This is a genomic window from Ruminococcus flavefaciens (genome assembly GCF_900116855.1).
GTDB lineage: Bacteria > Bacillota > Clostridia > Oscillospirales > Ruminococcaceae > Ruminococcus > Ruminococcus flavefaciens_R.
This window is the reverse complement of sequence record NZ_UETD01000005.1, coordinates 166,823-189,021: the sequence shown is the minus strand read 5'-3', so window position 1 is coordinate 189,021 and position 22,199 is coordinate 166,823. Positions and strand designations below refer to the sequence as shown.

Sequence of the window (22,199 nt, the reverse complement as noted above, 5' to 3'; positions counted from 1 at the left end):
ATATTACGGAACAATTGCACAGCCTGCACAGCGTTGCAGGCTGTTTTCGGTAAAAACGACCATGAAAACCATTTAAGGATTATTTAATAATTCCCATGCTAAGATATAGTCACAGAAAGCGAGGGATGAATATGTTTCTGAGGATACTAAAAAAAGACCTGAAACGCAAAAAGACCATGAACATCATTCTGCTGCTGTTTGTGATAATGGCGACTATGTTCGCAGCAAGCAGCGTCAACAACATCATCGCCGTCATGAGCGGTCTGGACAATTACTTCGAGAAGGCAAACATGAGCGATCACTTCATCATCAGCCTCTCAAAGGACCCTGATGCTATCGAAGATATGCTTTCGCAGAAGCCAAATGTCAGCGACTTCCGCACAGAGAAACAGCTCGTATTCCATGATAATGACCTTACCCGCAACGGCGAAAAGTTCTCCGAATTCAGCAGTATTGGTCTGGCACTCTCCGTCGACAACGCTCAGATCAATTACTTCGACAAGGACAACAAGATAATAAAGAGCGTTCCGCAGGGAAAGGCTTATCTCACAGGCTGTATTCTCAACAGGACACACTTTGAAAGCGGTGATGAAATACAGCTGAAGATAGGAGATACGGAGCTGACGCTGGAATATGCTGGAATCGGCAAGGACGCCTTCCTTGGCTCGGATATGATGACCAATCCCCGTATAATAATGAACAATGAGGACTATGAAAAGCTGGCAGCCGATGAAAAGGCGCAGGAGAACAACAGCGCTTCTGTATTCTATATAAACGGTCCCGATGCAAAAGCTCTGGAATCGGACCTTTCCGATATTCCCGATACTGTCCTGAACGTAGGCATATCTGTTATCAGGACATCTTATATAATGAATACGATCGTTGCAGGATTGCTGCTCATCGTAAGCGTCTGCCTGATACTGGTATCCTTTGTGATGCTGAGATTTACTATCAGCTTCACCATCAATGAGGAGTTCAGAGAGATAGGGGTCATGAAGGCTCTCGGACTCAAAAACCGCTCGGTAAGAGGGCTCTTCCTGGTGAAGTATCTGGGTATCGCGGCAATAGGCGCAGTCATAGGCTTCTTCCTCAGCATACCCTTCGGAAATATGCTGCTTAGTTCAGTCAGCAGAAAAATGTACCTTGGCAGCGACAGCTCCGCTGCGGTGGGTGTCCTGTGCAGTCTTGCGGTAGTTCTCGTGATCCTGGCGTTCTGCTGGAGATGTACAAGAAAGATAAAGAAGCTCTCCCCCATCGACGCCGTAAGAAGCGGTCAGACAGGCGAGAGATTCAAAAAGAAGGGACTGCTCAGGCTGGGAAAGAGCAAGCTCGGCGCCACGGGCTTCCTTGCACTCAATGATGTGTTCAGCAGCCCGAAGCAGTTCGGCATAATGACAGTAATATTCACAGTCTGCCTGCTCCTGGTAATGTGCCTTGCCAACACGGGCAACACCCTTGCAAGCAGGAAGCTGCTGCCCCTTATGTGCTCCACTGACAGCGACATATACATAACCGACACGGATATGATAATGGAAGTAATGACAGGTGAGACCACTGTTACGGAACAGTGCGACAAGATAGAGAAGAAGCTTATCGATAACGGTCTGCCGTGCAGCGTACACGCTGAGGGTCTTGTCTCTCCCGCTGTGGAGTTCAAGGGGAACAAGCTCTCTCCCACATTCATGTACTGCAAGGACACAAAGGCTTCAGACTACAGCTACTCCGAGGGCTATGCACCCAAATACAGCAACGAGATAGCACTCACCAGCTCCGTTGCGGAGAAGCTGGAAGCAGGTATAGGGGACAAAGTAAACATCACCATCGACGGAAAGACAGACGAATACATCGTCACAGCCCTTTTCCAGAGCATGGTTAAGCTGGGCGAAACGGGACGCTTCCACGAAAGCCTTGAGGTACCCGACTCAGCTGTAAGTCAGGTCATGGGATTTCAGATAGATTTCGACGACTCTCCCGACGAAAAGGAGATAAACAGCCGCATAAGCAGAGTCAAGGATATATTTGATACCAAGTATGTCGACGATACGGACGGCTTTGTAATGAGCTGCATAGGAGAGGGCGTAAAGGACACCATTAACGGAGTCAAGGTCTTCGTACTGCTCATCACAGTTATCATCGTCATCATGATCTCGGTACTCATGGAGCGCTCATTCATCTCAAAGGAGAAGCCCGAGATAGCTCTCATGAAGGCAATGGGCTTCAAGAGCAGATCCGTGAGAAGGCAGCACACTCTCAGGTTCCTTATCTCGGCTGCCATCGCGGCAGTGCTGGCGATACTGCTCAGCACCCCCGTCACAAAGCTGTGCATCGACCCCATATTCGGCATAATGGGTGCCCTTGACGGCGTGGAATACAACATAAAGCCTGTGGAGGTCTTCGCGGTATACCCAGTTATCATTGCGGCGGCAACAGTCCTCGGCGCATACCTCACAGCAATGTACATGAAGACCATCAAAGCCTCGGATACTTCCGACATAGAATAAAGGAGATATGGATATGAGCAAGAATACTATACTCGAGGTCAAGGACCTCTGCAAGACATATATCATAAACAAGAGACAGAACAACGTGCTCAGGAACGTCAGCTTCCACATAGACAAGGGGGAGATGGTGGCTGTCATGGGTCCCTCGGGCTCGGGCAAGTCCACCCTGCTCTACACCGTTTCCGGCATGGACAAGATGACCGCCGGAGAGGTTAAGTTCTGCGGAAAGAGCCTTTCCGAACAGAATGAGAACAGCCTTGCGGAGATGAGACTGGACGATATGGGCTTCATCTTCCAGCAGATGTACATGATGAAGAACCTGTCCATCATCGATAATATCATCCTGCCTGCCGTGAAGTCCTCAAAGAAAAAGGAGAGCCGCAAAGAGATACTCAGGCGCGGTCAGGACCTTATGCACAAGCTGGGCATAAGCGAGGTCGGCGAGAACGATATAAACGAGGTCTCGGGCGGACAGCTCCAGAGAGCCTGCATCTGCCGCAGCATGATAAACGATCCGCAGATGATATTCGCGGACGAGCCCACAGGCGCTCTCAACCGCACCTCCTCAGACGAGGTCATGGAGGAGCTCACCAAGCTCAACAGTGAGGGTACTACCATCATGCTGGTAACTCACGATTCAAAGGTGGCTGCAAAGTGCTCGAGAGTGCTGTATATAGTTGACGGAAACATCAGGGGGGAGTATAATATAAAAAAGGAGCAGCCGCTCCACGACCGCGAGCGCGGTCTCAATAACTGGCTTATGGAAATGGGTTGGTAAAATGGTAGATATACTTATAGTTGAAGACAATGAGGAGCTGAGCGGACTGCTGTGCGAATTTCTCCGCGCCGAGGATTACACAGTCAGCACAGCTCCCACAGCCGAGAAAGCCTTGTCCCTGTTTGAAAAATACGGGGCAAGGCTTGTCCTGCTTGATATAATGCTCCCCGACATGGACGGCTTTGCGGTCTGCCGCAGGATAAGAGAGAGGGACAATACTCCCATAATCATGCTCACTGCAAGGACGGACAAGGAGGACAAGCTCAGCGGAATCCTCCTCGGGGCGGACGACTACATCGAAAAGCCCTACGATATAGATATACTCATAGCCAAGATAAAGGGCATATTCAGGCGCAGACTGGCTATGGACATGATATCCGACGGGGGCATAGTCCTCAATCTCGCGGAGGGTACAGCCTCAAAGGACGGTGTCCCATTGGAGCTCACCGCAAAGGAGTTTGAGCTGCTGCACCTGCTCATCGCCAACAAGGGGCAGACTCTCGGCAAGGAGCTCATATTCAGCAGGATATGGGGCGCCGACAGCGAATCCGAGCCACAGACACTGACCGTCCACATCAAATGGCTCCGCCGGAAGATAGAGAACGACCCCAAGGCTCCCGAGAAGATAATCACGGTCTGGGGCAAGGGCTATCGCTGGGAGGGCTGATATGAAAGGCTTCAACAGGATAATCGCCGCAGCCGTTATCATAATGGCTGCGGTCATAATAATTCTTGACGCGGTAATGCTGAAAAGCGAAAAGCTCTCGCAGCCGCTGTACAAGGTGGAGGTGAGCCGCATAGAGCGGGAGCTCTCACAGGGGGCGCAGGTAAGCGCCGGGGACTATCCCCACATCACGGGGATATACAGCTATGACGGAAGCCCCGACTTTTACAGCTCCGACGGCGAATACCTCATAAGGGAGATAAACGGTCAGCTCTGGCGGATAGATTACACCGATTCCGAGCCGCACAGCAGCGGACGTACCTTTGTCCTTATGAATGTATTCCTCGCCGCCTTTGCAGCAGCGGTAATCGGCATACTGCTCTACATCAGAAGGAGCATAATAAAGCCCTTCAACGAAATAAGCGAGCTCCCCGAAAAGCTCTCGAAGGGCAATCTCACCATTCCCCTAAAGGAGAAAAAAAGCCGCTATTTCGGACGCTTCATTTGGGGACTTGATATGCTCCGTCAGGAGCTGGAGCAGTCCCGTCAGCGCGAGCTTGAATACGCAAGGAACGAAAAGACCTTCCTGCTGTCGCTTTCCCACGATATAAAGACTCCCCTCGCCGCCATAAAGCTCTACGCAAAAGCGCTGTCCAAGGGGATATACACCACCGCCGACAAGCAGCGCTCCGCCGCAGACAGCATTGACGGCAAGGCTGACGAGATAGAGGGCATAGTCAAGGAGCTTTCCGCCAATCTCAGCAGCGACTTTATGGACTTTGACGTCCGCAGCGGAGAGTTCTATCTCTCAGAGGTCATGGACGAGATAAAGAACTATTATACAGACAAGCTGTCCGTTACGAGAACGGAGTTCAACATTGAAAAATACAGCGACTGTATGCTGTCGGGAGACCCCGACAGGCTGGTGGAGGTGCTCCAGAACATCATGGAGAATGCCGTGAAATACGGCGACGGCAGAAGTATTTCCGTAAGCTTCTCCGAGGAGGAGGACTGCCGCCTCATAACCGTTGCCAATACGGGCTGTACCCTGCCGGAGGAGGAGCTGCCCCACATTTTCGACAGCTTCTGGCGGGGCTCCAACACAGGCAGCCAGAGCGGAAGCGGTCTGGGGCTCTACATCTGCCGCAGGCTCATGGCACTCATGAACGGCGATATATACGCGGATACGGCTTTGGATACCATGAAGGTGACAGTGGTCTGCCGCAAGCCTGAATGATAAACAGCAGATACACGGGGACGCAAGTGTGCGTCCCCTGTTTTGTTTCCTCTGACCGCCGATAACTTTTTATTTATATGTTGTAAACAAATTTCAATATTCCTGTTATGATATATTCATTGACTTCGCCCGCCCCAAATGGTATCATGTGAGTATAAGATCACCATAAAAGGAGTGTGTGAACATGAAACGATCATTATTACTATTAGCATTAGCAGGAACCCTCTCCCTCACAGCCTGCGGAAGCGGTGACAAACAGGATACTCCCCGACCGCGCAACGGCGAATTTACAGTGGGGAGCTATGAGGACAATGATACAGCTGCGGCAGAATCCGCAGACACCGAAAACAGCGATGCCACAGCTACGGACTATAAGCAGTCAGAGCCCAAGCTCATCGACACGAAAATGCTGGTCTATTCATGCGATATGAGCATTGACGTTCTCGATTTCGATAAGTCCCTTGACAGGATACACGAGCTTATCAGCAGCTACAACGGATTTATCGAGAGCGAGGTCTACTCCGACGGCGGTTCTTCGAGCCAATGGGTATATTCCGACGACGAAAAGTGGAAGAGCCTCAGCGCCGTCATAAGAGTTCCCAGCGCAAGCTATGACAGCTTTTGCAGCGATATCGAGGAGGTCGGCGACCTGAGACGCAAGAACGCTTCCGTCGAAAACCTCAGCACGGAATACTCCGACCTGAAAACGACTCTCGCTATCTATGAGGCAAAGGAGCAGCGCTATCTCGACCTGCTGGAATCTGTCAAAAACGAGTCAGACGCCATACAGTACGAAAACGAGCTGACGGATATACAGATACAGATAGCTACCCTGAAGACCCGTATGAACACCATCGAGAACGATGTGGCGTACTCCTACATAAACCTCTCCGTCAACGAGGTAAGGAAGTATACCGACAAGCCCGTGGTAAAGAAAACAGATACATTCGGTCAGAGACTGAAGAACACGGCTTCCGAGACATGGAGCTCATTCCTCGAATTCCTTGAAAAGCTCCTGTTCGTTGTCATAAGGGTACTTCCCTATCTGCTCCTGTTTGGTATCATCGCATTCATCATTGTAAAGTTGGCAAAGCTCATATCAAAGCTTGCGGAGAAATACCGCGCAAAGCACCCCAAGCCCGTAAGGCCTGCTCCCGTATATATGCAGGCTCCGCCAATGTATCCTGCTCCTCAGCAGATGCCCGTGCAGAACAGGGCACCCGTTCAGGGACCGCCTCCTCCGCCTAAGGAAAAGGCTGCCCCTAATGTCGATAAAGCCGACAAAAAAGACGATAAAGACGCATAACACACAATAGGAAAAACCCCGATATTCTCATATCGGGGCTTTTCCATATACTTTACAAAGGAGTGTAGATATCATACGCCGAGTTTCTGACGGCATTCCTCATAGTAGGAAAAATCATCAAATTCTTCTTTAACTATGCGCCAGTCGCTGCAGGCGGGGTCAATTGCAAAGCTCATCAGCTCGCAGCCGCCCATACCTGCTGAGATGTCATATGTATAATAAGGTATTATGGCTGTAAACGATGTATCCGTCCTGTCTTTTATTATGACAGGGTAGTCTTCAAATAAGTTCATCACAGGATGTCTTCCGTTCGGGTAGAAGGTATTCTGATAAAGCTTTCCGTTGTGGTCTATATATGCAACGCTGTACTGCTGACTGTTGCCGAGGACAGGTCCGAGACCTGATCCATCCGAGACAAGGGTGCAGCCGTAGTAGCTGTCCTTCCAGCCGTCTGAATAGTACAAGCTGTTGTAATAGTTGATGATATCGGCTGTACTGCCGAAACGGCTGTCAGTTACACGGGCAAAATATGCGGTATGTGTATTGCAGTACATCGGAGGATCCAGCGACAAGTCGCGGGTATAAAACTCAACAGAAGGGTCAACATCGAATGTGATGTAGTCGCTGTCATCTGTCTCCATTACTCTGAAGGTAAGAAGGTTTGAAAGCTCCTGACTTTTTACGAAGAAATCCTCTGCTCTCTCTCCCAGAGCAGCGTCAACGGAAAGACCGCTGCTCACGGCACCGCCGCCTGCGGACGAGCCCGATGAAGGTGCTGCTTCTCCGCTTGATGAGCTGCCGCCTGCGGTACCATTGGCTGCTGTGGTCACTGTACCTGCGCCTGCATTATTATCAGATGTACCGCCTTCTCCCGATACGGCAGTTGTGGAAGTAGTCGTTACGGAAGAACCGCTCACGCCCGTTAAAGCTGTGGTGGTGCCTGTTGCCCTTTCGGTGGTGACTGTAACGGCAGGAGTTACCACACCGCCGCCGCCACCGCTGTGTCTGCGTAAAAGGGTAGTGCTGCCGATCAGCAGACCTGCTACGAGTATAAGCGATGCTGCTGAGCAGACCGGAGCCAGCCATGCAGGTCTTCTTATGTGTTCTGCTCCCGAAACGGTCTCACCGCTCATGGTTATATTATTATCTCTCTCTGTTCTGTTTCTTTCGATTTCTCTCTTTTTCATTCTGTATTTCCTTTCGCTTGCCGCGAAAAGTCTTTCCATCTGTGCATCATATATCTCGGGGCACTTGTCCGTGAGTATATCCATGGGCTCTTCCTCTGCATTCCCCAGCATATCGAATAAGTTTCTTTTTCTCATATCCTGTGCCTCCTTACTTTGATATACCGACTTCGGCAAGCTTGCCGCGCAGCTTCTGAACAGCCCTTGTACATCTTGAACGTACCGATGACGGATTCATGGAGACGTTCCTTGCTATCTCGGAAGATGTGCGGTTATAGTAAAATTTCTGTATAATTATAGTGGAATCAGGTTCCCCCAGCTCCGCTATCTTGTTAAGGAGGACTCTGCGGAGTTCAGAACTGTCCACACGCTCGTCAACACTGAAGTCAGAGACGAGCTGCTGCATATCGTCCTCGTCCTCATATACGACATGGCTGTTTGCAGCGGACAGGCTCCTGAACCTGTCGATAGCCGTTCTTTTTGCCACGGTACCTATATAGCCCTTTATATCGCCCACATAGGCTTCCTCGTACTCGAATTTTATAAAGATATCCGCAAAGACGTCGCTGACGCACTCCTCGATATCCTCCTGAGTACCACAGCTTCTCAGCTTATTGAAAACAATGGCATACACATACCTGCCGTACTCCCTGATGAGCGCCCTGTGACAATCCGTGGGAGACCTGTCAAGCATATTTTTCAGCTCGCTGCCTGTCATGTTTATTCCTCCTAATATTGATGTAAGGTCGACCTTTCATAAACAACATTCGTCCCCCGAAAGCAAATTGCTGCACTGATTTATATATTTTTTTATTTTAACTATAAGAGATTGTGGACGATATTCCGTTTTTTTCTATTTACAGCCATTTCAGGCGACAAAATAAAAGCGGCTGATGGTCTCTCAGCCGCTTTTATCATGAACACACCTTTATATATCTTCTCTTCTAATTATAACCTGTTTCACCGTTCATTATCATCTCCATAGTCACGGGAAGCACCTTGTACTCGCCGAGGACGAACTTTTCCAGCACGGCAACGTCCGCAGATGTCACCTGTCCGTCTTTCAGCATATCCGCGCTGTCAAGCTGAAGCTCATTGAGCTCGACGCGGTCTGCCAGATACTTGTTGATGGTAATGATATCGAATGTATTTATCTCGCCGTCGCCGTTTATATCTCCCGAACCCACGGGAACGGTCTTGTATCTCTCGGGGATATACTCATCCTCAAGGGAACCGTCCACTTTGACGAATATCTGCTCCCAGTAGTACTTGTACTCGCTGTTTGGGTCATAGGAAACGGAAACACCGATATGTGTATAATCGGGATTGAGTATGGATTTCCAGTGATTTGGCGAATTTTTCCACTGATCAAACGTCGCCTCGGCATTATTTGAGCCTGCGGCGATGTTCTCCGCAGCCTTCGTCCACGGAACGAGACTGTCGTCAATGACTGTAAAAAATCTGTATTCCTCTGTGCCGTCAGGCATTATGGTAGGTCCCGGGCGGTCGTGACTGAAGTTGAAAATGCACTCTCTCGAGCGGACATTTGACACATCATTGAGATAAGGAACAGCTTTCAGCGGCTTGATGCCTGCTTCTGCCCTTGCCTCGTTGGTGAGCCACAATATCTCCTCAGCCATTTGTGCGAGGTTGTCCTCCGGATCGGCATGGGCGTCTGAATAAGGAGCTCTTGAAATACAGCATACAGATATGAACGAAGCTATAATAACAGCCAGCACTCTGCACGCAAAACTTTTCACGCTGCTCATACAAACACCTCCCGAAAATAAGATATCTGAACTAATTACAGTTTAGCACAAATAAATATATTTTTAAAGAGGATATAGAGAGTTTTAGCAGATTTCACAATAAAAATCTACTTTTTGTACAATAAAAACTTTACAGGCGGTAATATTCTTCCTTCTTTATCCGAAAAATAATTGAAGAATTTGCCTATATACCGTTAATCTTTTTTGCTATTCTTAATTATTTCAGAAATCCTGCCGTAGTATTTGTCAAGAGATACGATGGCAACGTTAAGATAATCCTCCATCTGGTCTCTGGGGTCCTTGCCTGCAAGGATAGCACTTGTCAGTACCACAAGCTCGCCATTGTGCTCGATGTACATCTTGCAGCCGAAGCTCTCCGAATCAGCGTTGAAGTCGTTGATGACCTGATAAAGGTCAAGACCTACGCTTGTGAACTTCGCAGTGTGATTGAGCGCCAGTGTCAGCGCCTGATTATCGGGATTGAAGTGTATGAACACATAGGGAGCTACCTCATGATGGGGCAGCTTTGTGCGGAATCTTATCATATTAGCATCATTGTCGTTAAGCTCATAGGGAACACTGCGGCTCTCGAGAAGTCCGCAGAAGTCGGCTACTATGGGATTCATTACTACTTTATCGTCCATTGTTATTTCCTCCGTTAAGGTGAATTTTTCAGTTAATTTGTTATAAATCAATTATACCACACCTGCACGAATTTGTCAATAATGTTTAAACGGAAAAAGCGCCCGTTTCCGAGCGCTTTCCCCTTTAGGGTGGTTTATATGAAAAATGAAGATGTCGTGTAAAACGGGACAGAGTCTCAGTTGTCCCTGAATTGCTCCATATATGTCTGGAGTCCCTGACGGGTAGTCATCTCGCTGACGGTAAATGTAAACGAGCCGCCTTCTCCGCCGTCACCTGCATATGCCGTGTAGGTCTTTCCCATTTCAAGCAGCGGAGTGCTGATGACCAGATGGTCGTAGGAATGCACGGGAGCGTATCTCAAAAGCTCCTTTCCGCTCTCGTCCTCAAGGACAAAGGGCGTACCTGCTTCAAATATGGTGTCAAAGCCTATGGAAGCGGAGCACTGTGTGGAGCTCTGTGACGGATAGTCCGCCATATCGTGATAGCCGGCCGCAATAAGTGTACCGCCCGAGACGATGAATACTCCGTTGCAGTCCAGTGCGCTGTTCATGCCGTGCTCGGGACCGTTTACGGTGATATCTCCGCCCAGTATGGTAAGGTCTCCGTTGGAGTCAAGACCGTCGCCGCCGATAGCGTTGGCGTAAAGAGTGCCTCCGCTGATGACTACGGATACTCCCTCCACAGGGTCTTCCTTGTGGCTGCTGTGAGTGCCGTCTCCTGCGTTGATGCAGTCGTCCTCGGCAAAGATACGCATATCGCCGCCGCTGATATCCATTACAGCGGACTCAAATCCCTCGCGGGCATTGAAGATACGGAGCGTACCTCCGCTGACGGAGATGCTGTTGTCTGCGTGTATGCCGTCATCCTCAGCACTGAGAGTAACGGCTGCTTCTCCGCTGATGAAGGCGCTGCCGTTTGAATGTAGAGCGTCGTCCGCGGAATTTATACTGAAGGTACCGCCGCTTATGTTGAGCTCGGTGCCTGCCTTGATGCCTTTTTTACTGTTGGGAGCTTCTCCGCCGAATACCTCGGGAAGTCCCGTCTGTGAGCTGCCGATATCATCGGGGCTCATGTCCTTGTCTGTGTTCTTGTAGCCTCCCGACAGGTCATTGCCCCCTGCGGTGGTGATGCGGAAGTCTCCGTCCTTAGCGGAAAATATGCCTTCTGCCTGTATGCCGTCGCCCATGGAGCTTATATCGAAGGAGCCGCCCTCAGTGTAAACAAATCCTAAAGCATTCTCGTCCTTGCCGGATGCCTTTATGCCGTCGCCTCCTGCGGTGATGTTAAGTTTGCCGTCAGCGACCGCAACGTAGTCCTTTGCCTTTATGCCGTCGCTGCCTGCGGTGATGTTAAGCGCTCCGCCCGTGATGACTATATTGTCCTTTGAGCGTATGCCGCAGTAGTTTCCGCTGATATTGAGAGTACCGCCGCCGTTGATGGTAAGACTGTCCCTGCTGAATAAAGCAGCGTCGGGTATATCCTCCCCCTCGGGAATGGTATCGCTCCTGCCGTCGGTGAGTGAGTTTACGCTGTTATACTCAAGGGTGATGTATGTTTTTTTGGCGTCATTTATGAGTAAAGGCGCCGACGTCCCGGAAGTGATATTTACGTTGTTCAGCTTCAGATGAACACTTGCTTCCGGTGCATCGATTATTATCTGCCCGTTTGTGAGCTCTCCTGATATGCTGTAAATGCCCTCGGAAGTGATAGTTACAGTGCTGCCCTCAATGGTCACGCCTGTTCCCTCGACCTCAGCCTTGCTGCCCATTAGGTTTATCTCTGCGTCATTCTCAACCAGCGGAGGAGATATGTCTTTCGTTGTGAACAATTCCTCCGGGGTCGGCAATGTATCGGATAAGCTGCTGACAGGCTCGGGTATGTTTGCGGTCACAGTCTCAGCGGCAGCAGCCGTAGTATCGCGTGTGGTGAGCTCCTCGGTGACCTTGGTCTCCGAGGCGGAGCTTCTGCCGCCCGTTAACGGGATACATCCTGCTGTCGTGGAAGCAAGAGAAGCCGCAGTGACAAGCAAGCCGAGTATCTTAGCATAATTTTTCATAGTAAAACCTGCTTTCTCTGTCTTTTTTATCTTGCGGCTCTCTATCTATGCAAGCATTATACGCTATGGATATGTGTATTATGTGATAGAAAGCTGAATTATTGATGTAGCAATTAAAGAAAAATCCTCACGGAAAGTCCGTGAGGAAATATGCTCTCATAGGGTATCAGAGCCCTGAAATTGAGAAGTCCACCTCTATATCGGTCCAGTCCTTGAATTCGGCAGGATCAACTATCTGGGCGGAATAGCTGCCGTCGTTGATCTCCGATGGCGAATTGGTGTCGAAGTTGACATACAGACCTCCCTCGGCAGTCCTTGCGTCTGCGGGCAGAAATTCATCACTGACCCACTCGTTGAATATATTGGTGCGGACAGCCTCTGCCTCGGTATTGGTGTAATTCTTCTTTTTCAGTTCAACGTCCCTGCCGTCCACCTTTACGTTCTTTACGGTGATTATGGCGTTGGGGAGCACCGACTCCGCATCGTGGATGATAACTGCCGCGAAGCCTATGCCGTTCACCTTATAGTCGCCGTTGGGGTCTCCCGAAGCGAGGTACTGGAAGGCGGTGCTGTTGGCGGTAACGCTGACCTTATAGTCGCCGTTGCCGTCTATGTGTACCACTCCTGCCTTATAGCAGAGCTGGTTCTTTTCATCTGTGCCGCCGAGATACTGCTTGTCCCAGTTGGTATCGACCACGGCAAGGTAGGCGTCGCCTGACTGTACTCCCACAGCTTCGTCGAAGTTCACTCCCGGTACGGGAGCTGTGGTGGGCTCGGCAGAAGCCGCCTTATCGGGCGCCTTTTTATCCTTGGAGCTGCATGAAGCTGCTGCTCCGCAAATGAAAGCGGCAGCCAGTACAGCTGCAAGAGCTTTCCTTATATTCATTTTCATGACCTCATTTCCCATAACATTTACACTATCTATAATAATACACGATATGCCGTTTTTCTGCAAGATGCTTATTGAACAAACTTTTTACTTTGCCTGTTTTTTGAATTGTATAATCAGCTCAGTTCAAACATTCCCGTGTACAGCTGATAGTACTTGCCTTGCTGTGCGATGAGCTCTCTGTGGTTTCCTCTCTCGATTATCCTGCCGTGCTCAAGCACCATGATGGCGTGGGAGTTGCGGACGGTGGAGAGCCTGTGAGCGATGACGAATACTGTCCTGCCCTCCATAAGGGAGTCCATTCCCTTTTCGATAAGGGCTTCTGTACGGGTATCGATGGAGCTTGTAGCCTCATCGAGAATGAGCACAGGCGGGTCTGCAACGGCTGCCCTTGCAATGGCGAGGAGCTGTCTCTGTCCCTGTGACAGGTTCGCACCGTCAGCGGTGAGCATGGTGTCGTAGCCGTTTTCCAGATGCTTTATGAAGCTGTCTGCATTGGCAAGCTCTGCTGCGGCGTAGACCTCCTCGTCGGTGGCGTCAAGCTTTCCGTAGCGGATATTGTCCATGACCGTACCCGTGAACAGATGGGTGTCCTGAAGAACTATGGACTGTGAGCGTCTCAGGTCGGCCTTCTTTATCTTGTTGATGTTTATGCCGTCATAGCGTATCTTGCCCTCGGGCACATCGTAGAAGCGGTTTATGAGGTTGATGATAGTGGTCTTGCCCGCGCCGGTTGAGCCTACAAAGGCTATCTTCTGACCCGGCTTTGCATAGAGGGAGATGCCGTTGAGAACGGTCTTGTTGGGCTCATAGCCGAACACAACATCGTCGAACTCCACATTGCCGCGGACCTCGGTGTAGGTAACGGTGCCGTCAGCCTTGTGGGGGTGCTTCCATGCCCAGTGACCTGTACGCTTGTCGGTCTCGGTAACTGTACCGTCGGGAGCTATCTCCGCATTTACCAGTGTGACATAGCCCTCGTCAGCCTCGGGCTCCTCGTCGATGACACGGAATATCCTCTCGGCACCTGCAAGAGCGGTGAGAACGGAGTTGAGCTGCTGGGAGACCTGTGTGATGGGCTGTGAGAATGAACGGGTGAACATGAGGTAGGACACAACGGTACCTATGGTCATGCCGCCGATGTGCTTAACGGCGAATATACCGCCGATTATAGCAGTTGCGGCATAGTGTATATAGGAGAGGTTGTTCATGACGGGCATGAGGATATTTGCAAAGGTGTTGGCGTGGGTGGCAGCCTTGCACAGCTCCTCGTTGAGAGCGTCGAACTCCTCCTCAGCCTTTTCCTCGTGGCAGAATACCTTTACCACCTTCTGACCGTCTATCATCTCCTCGATGTAGCCGTTTACGCTTCCCAGAGCCTTCTGCTGGGCAATGAAGCCCTTGCTGCTGCGTGAGCCCACAAAGCCGATGACCTTGATGATTATGAACAGCATGGCAACTACCAGTATGGTAAGTCTCCAGCTGTAGATCAGCATTGCCGTGAAAACTCCCACGATAGTCACCGCGGAGCTGATGAACTGTGCGATACTGTTGCTGAGCATCTCGCGGATAGCGTCTGTATCGTTGGTGTAGAGGCTCATGAGCTCGCCGTGAGTGTGCTTGTCGAAATAGCGTATGGGGAGCATTTCCATCTTGCAGAAAAGGTCGTTCCTGATACGCATAAGGGTGGTGGTGGATATCTTCATCATCATGCGCTGATAGAACAGCGAGCAGAGTGCTCCCATGACGTAGATGGACGCCATGAGCACAAGTATGCCGATAAATCTGCCGTAATGCCACTTTCCGTCGTCTATGGCATGGTCAAGGTTGTCGATGAGGGGCTTCAGCAGGGAGTTTCCCATAATTCCCGCAAAGGAGCTGAAGATTATGCAGATGACCACGAAGATGAACTGCACACGGAAGCCGTACATATAGCTGAATATGCGCTTCAGAGCCTTGAATGTGTTCTCGGGCTTTGCCATTGCTCTTTGTGTTCTCGGAGGCATTATTCTTCATCTCCCTTCTGCTGTGAGTCGTATACCTCGCGGTATATCTCGCTGGACTCCATGAGCTGTGCATGGGTGCCGATGTCGGTTATCCTGCCGCTGTCCATGACGATTATCCTGTCCGCGTCCATGACGGAGGTTATGCGCTGAGCGATGATGATAGTGGTGGTGCCCCCGAGCTTCTCGCGGAACGCCTTGCGGATACTGCTGTCCGTAGCCGTATCGACCGCACTGGTGGAGTCGTCAAGAATGATGATCTTGGGCTTTTTCAGAAGGGCTCTTGCGATACAGAGCCTCTGCTTCTGACCGCCCGAAACGTTTACGCCGCCCTGTCCGAGATCGGTGTCATAGCCGTCGGGGAAGCTCATGATAAAGTCGTGAGCGCAGGCGGACTTGCAGGCGTCGATGATCTCCTCGTCTGTGGCGTTCTCGTCGCCCCAGCGGAGATTGTCCCTGATAGTGCCGGAGAACAGCACGTTCTTCTGGAGCACCATTGCCACCTGATCTCGGAGAGTCTCAAGGGGATACTCCTTTACGTCGTGACCGCCAACAAGCACCCTGCCTGCGGTGGCGTCATAAAGGCGGGGTATGAGCTGTACCAGTGAGGTCTTTGACGAGCCCGTACCGCCGATGATACCGATGGTCTCGCCCGAATGTATATCAAGGTCTATGCCCTCAAGGGCAAGATTTTTCATATCGTCATAGTAGCTGAAGCTGACATTCTCAAATCTGATGGAGCCGTCCTCTGCGGACACGGAAGCTCCCTCGGGAGCAACAATGGTGGGCTCCTCCTTCAGTACCTCGTAGATACGCTGGAGAGAAGCTCTCGATACCACGAACATGATGAACAGCATAGAAAGCATCATCAGCGACATGAGTATCTGTCCCACGAACATGATGAAGCTGTAGAGCTCGCCTGTCTCTATACCGCCCTTTACGGACATATGTCCGCCGAAGTAGAGTATGGCAACTATGCTGGCGTACATTACCAGCTGCATTATAGGCATATTGAGTATTACAAGCTTTTCCGCCGCGAACTGTGCCAGACGGACATCGTTGGTGTTCTCCTCAAAGCGCTTCTTCTCATAGTCCTCACGGGCAAAAGCCTTTACCACGCGGATACCGATGAGGTTCTCCTGTATCCTGCCGTTCATGCTGTCATACTTGGTAAGCATCTTCTCAAAGCGCGGGTGCGCCTTGGAGATGATGAAGAACACCGCACAGCCCAGCACGGGAATGGCGAACAGGAATATCACCGACAGCTTCGCGTTCTGTCTTACCGCCATTACAGTGGCACAGACAAGCATTATCGGCGAGCGGAATGCCGAGCGTATGAACATCATGAAGGCATTCTGTATGTTGGTGACATCTGTGGTCAGACGGGTGGTCAGGGACGCCGTTGAGAACCTGTCCACATTTGCAAATGAGAAGCCCTGCACCTTGCGGAAAAGTGCGCTCCTGAGATTTTTGGCGAAGCCCATTGCCGCAACAGCGCTGAATCTTGCCGCCAGAGCGCCGAAGCAGAGCGAGCATATTGACATAACGACCATGAGTCCGCCCATTTTCGCAACGTAGCCGATATCGCCCTTCTGTATACCGTTATCAATTATCTTTCCCATAACTATCGGTATCAGCACCTCCATAAGCACCTCTCCGATAATGGTAACAGGCGACAATATTGCCTGTTTTTTGTATTTTCCGACATGAGAAAAAATGGTCTTATACATTGATATTCCCCTTCCAGACCCCTTAATACAGTCTAACTTTAATTTTAACATTTTTAATGTGTCTTGTCAAATGAGCAGAAACTCTGTCCTACGCCTTGACATCGGGAAGATACTATAGTAAAATGATATTCGGAGGTGTTTTGATGTTTAATTACAGACCCAAATTATTCGACGAAGCGTCAAAGTCACACGCTTCAAAAAAGCTCTATAAGATACTTATCTGCTTTATAGTGGTTTTCATAGTGATCGCCCTGCTGGAGTCATTTGTCCCCGGCATAATGTCATGGAGGGATATCGCCGAGAATATTGCCAATTCGGACAAGGACAGCAAATGGGAGGCGTCAATGGATGCCTCAAAGAAGGCACTTGCAGACACCAACACAATGATCGCCACTCTGTTCAGTACGATCTTCGGCACCCTTGGCGCCATGTTCTACTGCCGTTTTATCGAGATGCGGTCCGTCCGCTCCATGGGCGCTGTAAAGAAGCGCTGCGTACCAAATTACATCATCGGACTGGTCATCGGTGCGGGGCTTATGTCCGCCATCGTTGCCATGAGCAACGCCGCAGGCGCAAGCAGGACCGTTGTCTGCACCGACGCTGACTACACCAAGATAATACTGTTCTTCTTCGGGTTTGTGGTACAGGGTATGAGCGAGGAGTTCATCTTCCGCGGCTATCTGTTCACGACCATCGGCGGCGCAGGCTACCACACCGCAGTCGCGGTGGGCATAACCTCCGTGGGCTTTGCACTTGCACACGCCTCAAATCCCGGCTTCGGAGTCATCGCCTTTATCAATCTCACCCTTTTCGGCGTCTTTGCAGCACTTTACCTGACGCTTACAGAAAGTATATGGGGCATTTCCACCATACATTCCATCTGGAACTTCACACAGGGAAGCCTGTACGGCATAAGCGTCAGCGGAACTTCCGACTATCCCTCCATACTGCGCACTTCCACCGTCTCCTCAAAGGCGCTGCTCACAGGCGGTGAGTTCGGCATAGAGGGCAGCATATTCACCACTGTCGCATTGGGTATCGGCACAGCTGTCATATTGTTCCTGCTGAGCAAAAAGGCTGCAAAAAAGCCTGCGGCACAGTGATATCCGCACTAAACAGTATATCAGACAAAAGCCCCGAAGCTTAATGGCGGTATTCTTATAGAAGTTTTACAAGTGATATTGAGGAAAACCCTTTTGAAAAAGGGTTCTTCCTCAAACTCCTTTCCTAAAACTTTCAGCATTTAATTTAGCCCAGACAGGGCGCTCTCAGTATTATTACTGATTTTCACATCTTGTGAGGAGCGCCCTGTCGGGGCTAAATTCAGTTATAAAGTCTTTGGAAAAGGGGTTCGGGGGAAGAACCTTTCCTCAGAAAGGTTTTCCCCCGATAATTTGCTATAACATTCTATAAGAGTACCGCCCTTACGCATTGGGGCTTTTTTATTGTTTCGTAGCTATTATGTTCAGTGCCATGTATCCGATGTGGATGACCACTGCGATTATACATCCTACCGAGGTCTTTGCCACAGATATGCCTCTCAGCCTCTGGGCAGGTGTTGCCATGGGCAGCTTGTTCTTCACGCGGAAGATTATCAGCAGGATTAGTCCGATTACTGCGCCTGCGATAAGTGCCAGAGAATAAAGCCCCAGCGCGATGTCATGCTCCTCAAGAAGTGACATAACCGTTACCATTGAGTTGATAAAGATATGCACTATTATGGAGGGGATTATGGAGTTGTGCTTCATATCGATGTGTCCGAAGAATATTCCGATAAGGAAAGCCAGCATGAACTGGGGGATATTTCCGTGTGCCAGTCCGAAGAACACTGCCGATATGAATATGGCGAAGCGTCTGTCTGCCTTGGAAAATATCTTCATCAGCGCCCCCCGGAACATTATCTCCTCTGTCAGCGGAGCGATGATGCAGCTGTATATGGTCATTATGGCAAATCCCAGACCCGTATTGCCGTAATCCATGTCCACATCTGTTGAAAAGCCGTACTGCGAGAAGATATTGTCTATGCCCTGCGAAAGGACTCCTGCACATATCCATATGAACAGTCCCGCAAGGCAGTGGACCACAGCGTCGCTGAAGCTGTAATCCCGCGTATTCAGCATGAACGAGGGCTTTACTTTTGCCCATTTCAGTCCTATGAAGGCAAATCCTACATTTGCGGCAAGATATATGATAAGGTTTATGGAGACAAATATCGCTCCGCCCCTCATATAGTGTTCTATCGCTCCCGAAGCCGCGTCGGGGTTTAGCTTCCCAAGTATCAGCTGTATGCCCGATATGAGCAGCAGCGCCAGCACATTTGAGGCGAGGAACTGGAACAGGAAAGTAAATCCGCCTATGTTGTAATACTTCCTGAGAGCGTTCTTTTCCACCTTTGCAGGCTCATACGGCACTGAGAACTCGGGCATGGTTATCCACGGAAGTATCTCCGAATAGTCATCGTTGTACCAGTGGTACTCTGAGGGGTTGTCGAAGGGGTCATAGACATCGGTCTTCTGCTTTTCTTTCAGTTCCTTTTCCTTAGCTTCGAGCTGCTTTGTAAGGCTGTATATCTCATGGTTAAGTGCGGCATATTCCGCACTGTATCCCTGTGTTTCATTCATTTCTGTCGTTTATCCCTGCCTTTCTCTGTATCTTCAGCATATTCCGAACTATATTTTAACATAAAAATCAATAAAAGTAAAGGGGCAGCAGCAAGTTTTCATCTGCTGTACACTATTGCAAGTCCCTGAGCACTCTCACAGGTGAACGGCTTGCCGGTTCCCGTGACTGTAACAAGGAGCTCCTCTCCCCTGCGGACCGCTCTTATCTCTGCGGCGATATCACCGTTTCTGTCGTATACGGCGGTCTCCGCACAGCCGCCCTCGCTCATGCCGTAGAACACTATCCTCATGCCGTCGGCGTAATCATAGTCGGCGGTGTCGGTAAAGTTTCCGTACACTATGACGGAGTCGGGCTTTGCATACAGAGGCATACCAAAATAATCGTACTTACGGGTATACCAGCCGCCGCCCTGAAGTTCCTCACCTGTCTGTATATCGGTCCATGTGCCGCCAATGGGAAGGTAGAAGCTGCACTCGCCATCCTCGCTGAAAACAGGAGCCGCCAACAGTGAGTCCCCCAGCATATACTGAGTGTCAACAGTGAGTGCGCCGCGGTCGCGGGTGAAGTCCACAGCCATTGCCCTCATGACGGGGATACCCGTGAGATGTGCCTTTACGGCGCTGCTCCAGATATAGGGCATGAGCCTGCCTTTCAGCTTCACGAAATGCCTTGCCACATCGCAGCTCTCCTCGTCGAAATGCCACGGCACACGATAGGAGTTATTGCCGTGATAGCGCGAATGGGAGGACATGAGCCCGAAGGCTGTCCACCGCTTGTAGAGGTCGGGTGTGCCTGTTGCCTCGAAGCCGCCGATATCATGGGAGAAGAAGCCGAAGCCCGACATACACAGCGACAGTCCGCCGCGGAGAGTCTCCCACATGGAATTATAGTCCGAGAAGCAGTCTCCGCCCCAGTGAACGGGAAACTGCTGGCAGCCTGCGGTGGCTGACCTTGCGAAAAGGCAGCCCTTGCCGTCAAGGGCTTCAAAAGCCGTTCTGTTGTAGAGATAAGCGTAATAGTTATGCATCATATACGGGTCGGAGCCGTCGTGCCAGACCACGTCCGTGGGGATACGCTCACCGAAATCCGTCTTTACCGCATCCACGCCCATATCAGCAAGTCCCCGTATCTGCGCGGCATACCACTCCCTCGCTTTCGGGTTGGTGAAGTCGATGATGCCCATGCCCGACTGCCACATATCACACTGGAACACGGAGCCGTCCCTGTTTTTCAGGAGATAGCCCTTTTCCGCGCACTCTGCGAACACAGGGGATTTCTGCCCCACATAGGGATTTATCCACACGCATACACGCAGTCCCCTTGACTTCAGTCTCGCTATTATCGCCCTCGGGTCGGGGAACTTGCTCTCATCCCAGCGGAAGCTGCACCACTCCATCTCCTTCATCCAGAAGCAGTCAAAGTGGAAAACGTCAAGGGGTATGTCTCTCTGCTGCATACCGTCAATGAAAGAGGTCACTGTCTCCTCGTCATAATCCGTGGTAAAGGACGTTGACAGCCACAGTCCGAATGACCACGGCGGCGGCAGTGCAGGTCTGCCCGTGAGGGCGGTATATCGCTCTATAACGTCTGCAATGGTATCTCCGCCGAAGATGAAGTACTCCAGAGTCTCGCCCTGCACGGAAAATGCAGTCTTTGACACGTTCTCGCTGCCCACCTCGAAGCTGACTCTCGCAGGCGTATTCACGAACACTCCGTAGCCCCTCGACGATGTAAAGAAAGGCACAGACTTGTAGCTCTGCTCGGTGCAGGTGCCGCCGTCGTCGTTCCACACCTCAACGGTCTGACCGTTCTTCACAAAAGAGGTGAACTTCTCGCCGAAGCCGTAGATGTACTCCCCTACGGAGATATCAAGCATCTCGCGGATATAGGTGCTGCCGCCGTTGTCCCACCTCGAGAAGAAGCGCTCTCCCACGGTCTCCTGCTGTCGGAGCTGTCTCCGCAGGGGCTCCTCCCCGATGATGGACGTAGTCCGCCAGCCCGACTTTGTAAGCAGCCTGCCGCCGTATCTGTAAGAGATATCCCACTCCTTGCCGTCTGCGCCGATCCTGACGGAGGTCATTCCCGAAATGAGCTCCCAGCCGCCGTCCTCTGTACGCTTTATGACGGGGCGGAAGCCGCTGTCCTCATTGAGAGGGAAAGAGGGACGCTTTTTCACGCCGCCGCTGAAATGGCTTATGGTGACCTTGATGCTGTTCTCGAGGGTAGAGGTAAAGGTCACGGTGAGCATTGGACCGCCTAAGGTCATGCCCCTGTTTGATATGAACTGTGTAGCCGCCCAGACCGTCAGGGACCTGTCGTCCGCTGCGGTCTCGTATATCTGAGCTGCCCAGCTGACATCGTAGCCCGTCCTGCTGAGCCAGTAACCGTCGGATACTTTCATTTTTTCAACTCCTTTCGCGCCGAAAGCGCTGTATGTCATGATAGTACTATCATATCATGTTTTTATGAACTTTTCAATCCGTTTTGTCAAGTCTTCCGCAAGGTTTACGCCTTAGGTGGACTTTCTACAAATGGTAATTTTTGCAAGTTACTTTCCCCTGCGGATATAACGACTTCTGCACTTTTTCTGCATTCCGCACATGGGCGGTATACAGCCTTTCATGCCGTTAAAAAATGCTGTTTTGCACCGATGATGCAGAGCTTTTGGTATAACATATCATGCAAAATATCACACATTTTCTGAAATAGCATTATTATGCTAAAAATAGTAATATCTTAACCAAAATTTTAAGGCAAACGCCTATTTTTCGGCACATTCTTCGTTTTGTACACCAAATCTTTGTTTTTTGAGTTG

General features: G+C 50.5%; 16 protein-coding genes. 6 read left to right on the top strand and 10 right to left on the bottom strand.

Annotation, left to right across the window (positions count from 1 at the left end):
- Positions 1-131 precede the first annotated feature (131 nt).
- From DSZ37_RS06550 to DSZ37_RS06530, 5 genes are all read left to right on the top strand, one after another.
- Positions 132-2,501, top strand: a complete 2,370-nt coding sequence (locus tag DSZ37_RS06550) for an ABC transporter permease (RefSeq protein WP_181380261.1) — start codon at positions 132-134, stop codon at positions 2,499-2,501.
- A gap of 13 nt (positions 2,502-2,514) precedes the next feature.
- Positions 2,515-3,279: an ABC transporter ATP-binding protein gene (locus DSZ37_RS06545; RefSeq protein ID WP_109726137.1), complete on the top strand. Its 765-nt coding sequence runs from the start codon at positions 2,515-2,517 to the stop codon at positions 3,277-3,279.
- A 1-nt stretch (position 3,280) separates the two neighbouring features.
- The gene (locus tag DSZ37_RS06540; RefSeq protein WP_109726136.1) at positions 3,281-3,946 is read left to right on the top strand and encodes a response regulator transcription factor; all 666 of its coding nucleotides are present in this window, start codon (positions 3,281-3,283) and stop codon (positions 3,944-3,946) included.
- A gap of 1 nt (position 3,947) precedes the next feature.
- Entirely contained in the window at positions 3,948-5,180 is a 1,233-nt protein-coding gene (locus DSZ37_RS06535) for a sensor histidine kinase (RefSeq protein WP_109726135.1), read from the top strand.
- A gap of 184 nt (positions 5,181-5,364) precedes the next feature.
- Entirely contained in the window at positions 5,365-6,486 is a 1,122-nt protein-coding gene (locus DSZ37_RS06530) for a DUF4349 domain-containing protein (RefSeq protein ID WP_109726134.1), read from the top strand.
- Positions 6,487-6,557: 71 nt separating this feature from the next.
- On the opposite strand, the gene DSZ37_RS06525 is transcribed toward DSZ37_RS06530, so the two are convergent.
- From DSZ37_RS06525 to DSZ37_RS06490, 8 genes are all read right to left on the bottom strand, one after another.
- Positions 6,558-7,808 carry a hypothetical protein gene (locus DSZ37_RS06525; protein ID WP_109726133.1) on the bottom strand — a complete coding sequence of 417 codons (1,251 nt, stop codon included), beginning with the start codon at positions 7,806-7,808 and terminating at the stop codon, positions 6,558-6,560.
- A 13-nt stretch (positions 7,809-7,821) separates the two neighbouring features.
- A complete protein-coding gene (locus DSZ37_RS06520) occupies positions 7,822-8,388 on the bottom strand; it encodes an RNA polymerase sigma factor (RefSeq protein WP_109726132.1) in 567 nt (188 codons plus the stop codon).
- Positions 8,389-8,614: 226 nt separating this feature from the next.
- The gene (locus DSZ37_RS06515; RefSeq protein WP_109726131.1) at positions 8,615-9,439 is read right to left on the bottom strand and encodes a CAP domain-containing protein; all 825 of its coding nucleotides are present in this window, start codon (positions 9,437-9,439) and stop codon (positions 8,615-8,617) included.
- A 194-nt stretch (positions 9,440-9,633) separates the two neighbouring features.
- Positions 9,634-10,083: a YbjN domain-containing protein gene (locus DSZ37_RS06510; RefSeq protein ID WP_109726130.1), complete on the bottom strand. Its 450-nt coding sequence runs from the start codon at positions 10,081-10,083 to the stop codon at positions 9,634-9,636.
- A 176-nt stretch (positions 10,084-10,259) separates the two neighbouring features.
- Positions 10,260-12,140, bottom strand: a complete 1,881-nt coding sequence (locus DSZ37_RS06505; RefSeq protein ID WP_109726129.1) for a carbohydrate-binding domain-containing protein — start codon at positions 12,138-12,140, stop codon at positions 10,260-10,262.
- Positions 12,141-12,306: 166 nt separating this feature from the next.
- Positions 12,307-13,026, bottom strand: coding sequence for a hypothetical protein (locus tag DSZ37_RS06500; RefSeq protein WP_109726128.1), 720 nt, complete (start codon positions 13,024-13,026; stop codon positions 12,307-12,309).
- A 119-nt stretch (positions 13,027-13,145) separates the two neighbouring features.
- Positions 13,146-15,035 carry an ABC transporter ATP-binding protein gene (locus DSZ37_RS06495; protein ID WP_109726127.1) on the bottom strand — a complete coding sequence of 630 codons (1,890 nt, stop codon included), beginning with the start codon at positions 15,033-15,035 and terminating at the stop codon, positions 13,146-13,148.
- Positions 15,035-16,762, bottom strand: coding sequence for an ABC transporter ATP-binding protein (locus DSZ37_RS06490; protein WP_109726126.1), 1,728 nt, complete (start codon positions 16,760-16,762; stop codon positions 15,035-15,037). Before DSZ37_RS06490 ends, DSZ37_RS06495 begins: the two co-directional genes overlap by 1 nt.
- A 143-nt stretch (positions 16,763-16,905) precedes the next feature.
- Here DSZ37_RS06490 and DSZ37_RS06485 point away from each other — a divergent pair, with 143 nt between their 5' ends.
- Complete coding sequence (locus DSZ37_RS06485; RefSeq protein WP_181380260.1) at positions 16,906-17,865, top strand: CPBP family intramembrane glutamic endopeptidase; 960 nt, start codon at positions 16,906-16,908, stop codon at positions 17,863-17,865.
- Positions 17,866-18,204: 339 nt separating this feature from the next.
- On the opposite strand, the gene DSZ37_RS06480 is transcribed toward DSZ37_RS06485, so the two are convergent.
- Both DSZ37_RS06480 and yicI read right to left on the bottom strand, forming a co-directional pair.
- Positions 18,205-19,383, bottom strand: a complete 1,179-nt coding sequence (locus DSZ37_RS06480; RefSeq protein WP_109726124.1) for a CPBP family intramembrane glutamic endopeptidase — start codon at positions 19,381-19,383, stop codon at positions 18,205-18,207.
- A 98-nt stretch (positions 19,384-19,481) separates the two neighbouring features.
- The gene (gene yicI, locus DSZ37_RS06475) at positions 19,482-21,785 is read right to left on the bottom strand and encodes an alpha-xylosidase (protein WP_109726123.1); all 2,304 of its coding nucleotides are present in this window, start codon (positions 21,783-21,785) and stop codon (positions 19,482-19,484) included.
- Between the last annotated feature and the right edge of the window lie 414 nt (positions 21,786-22,199).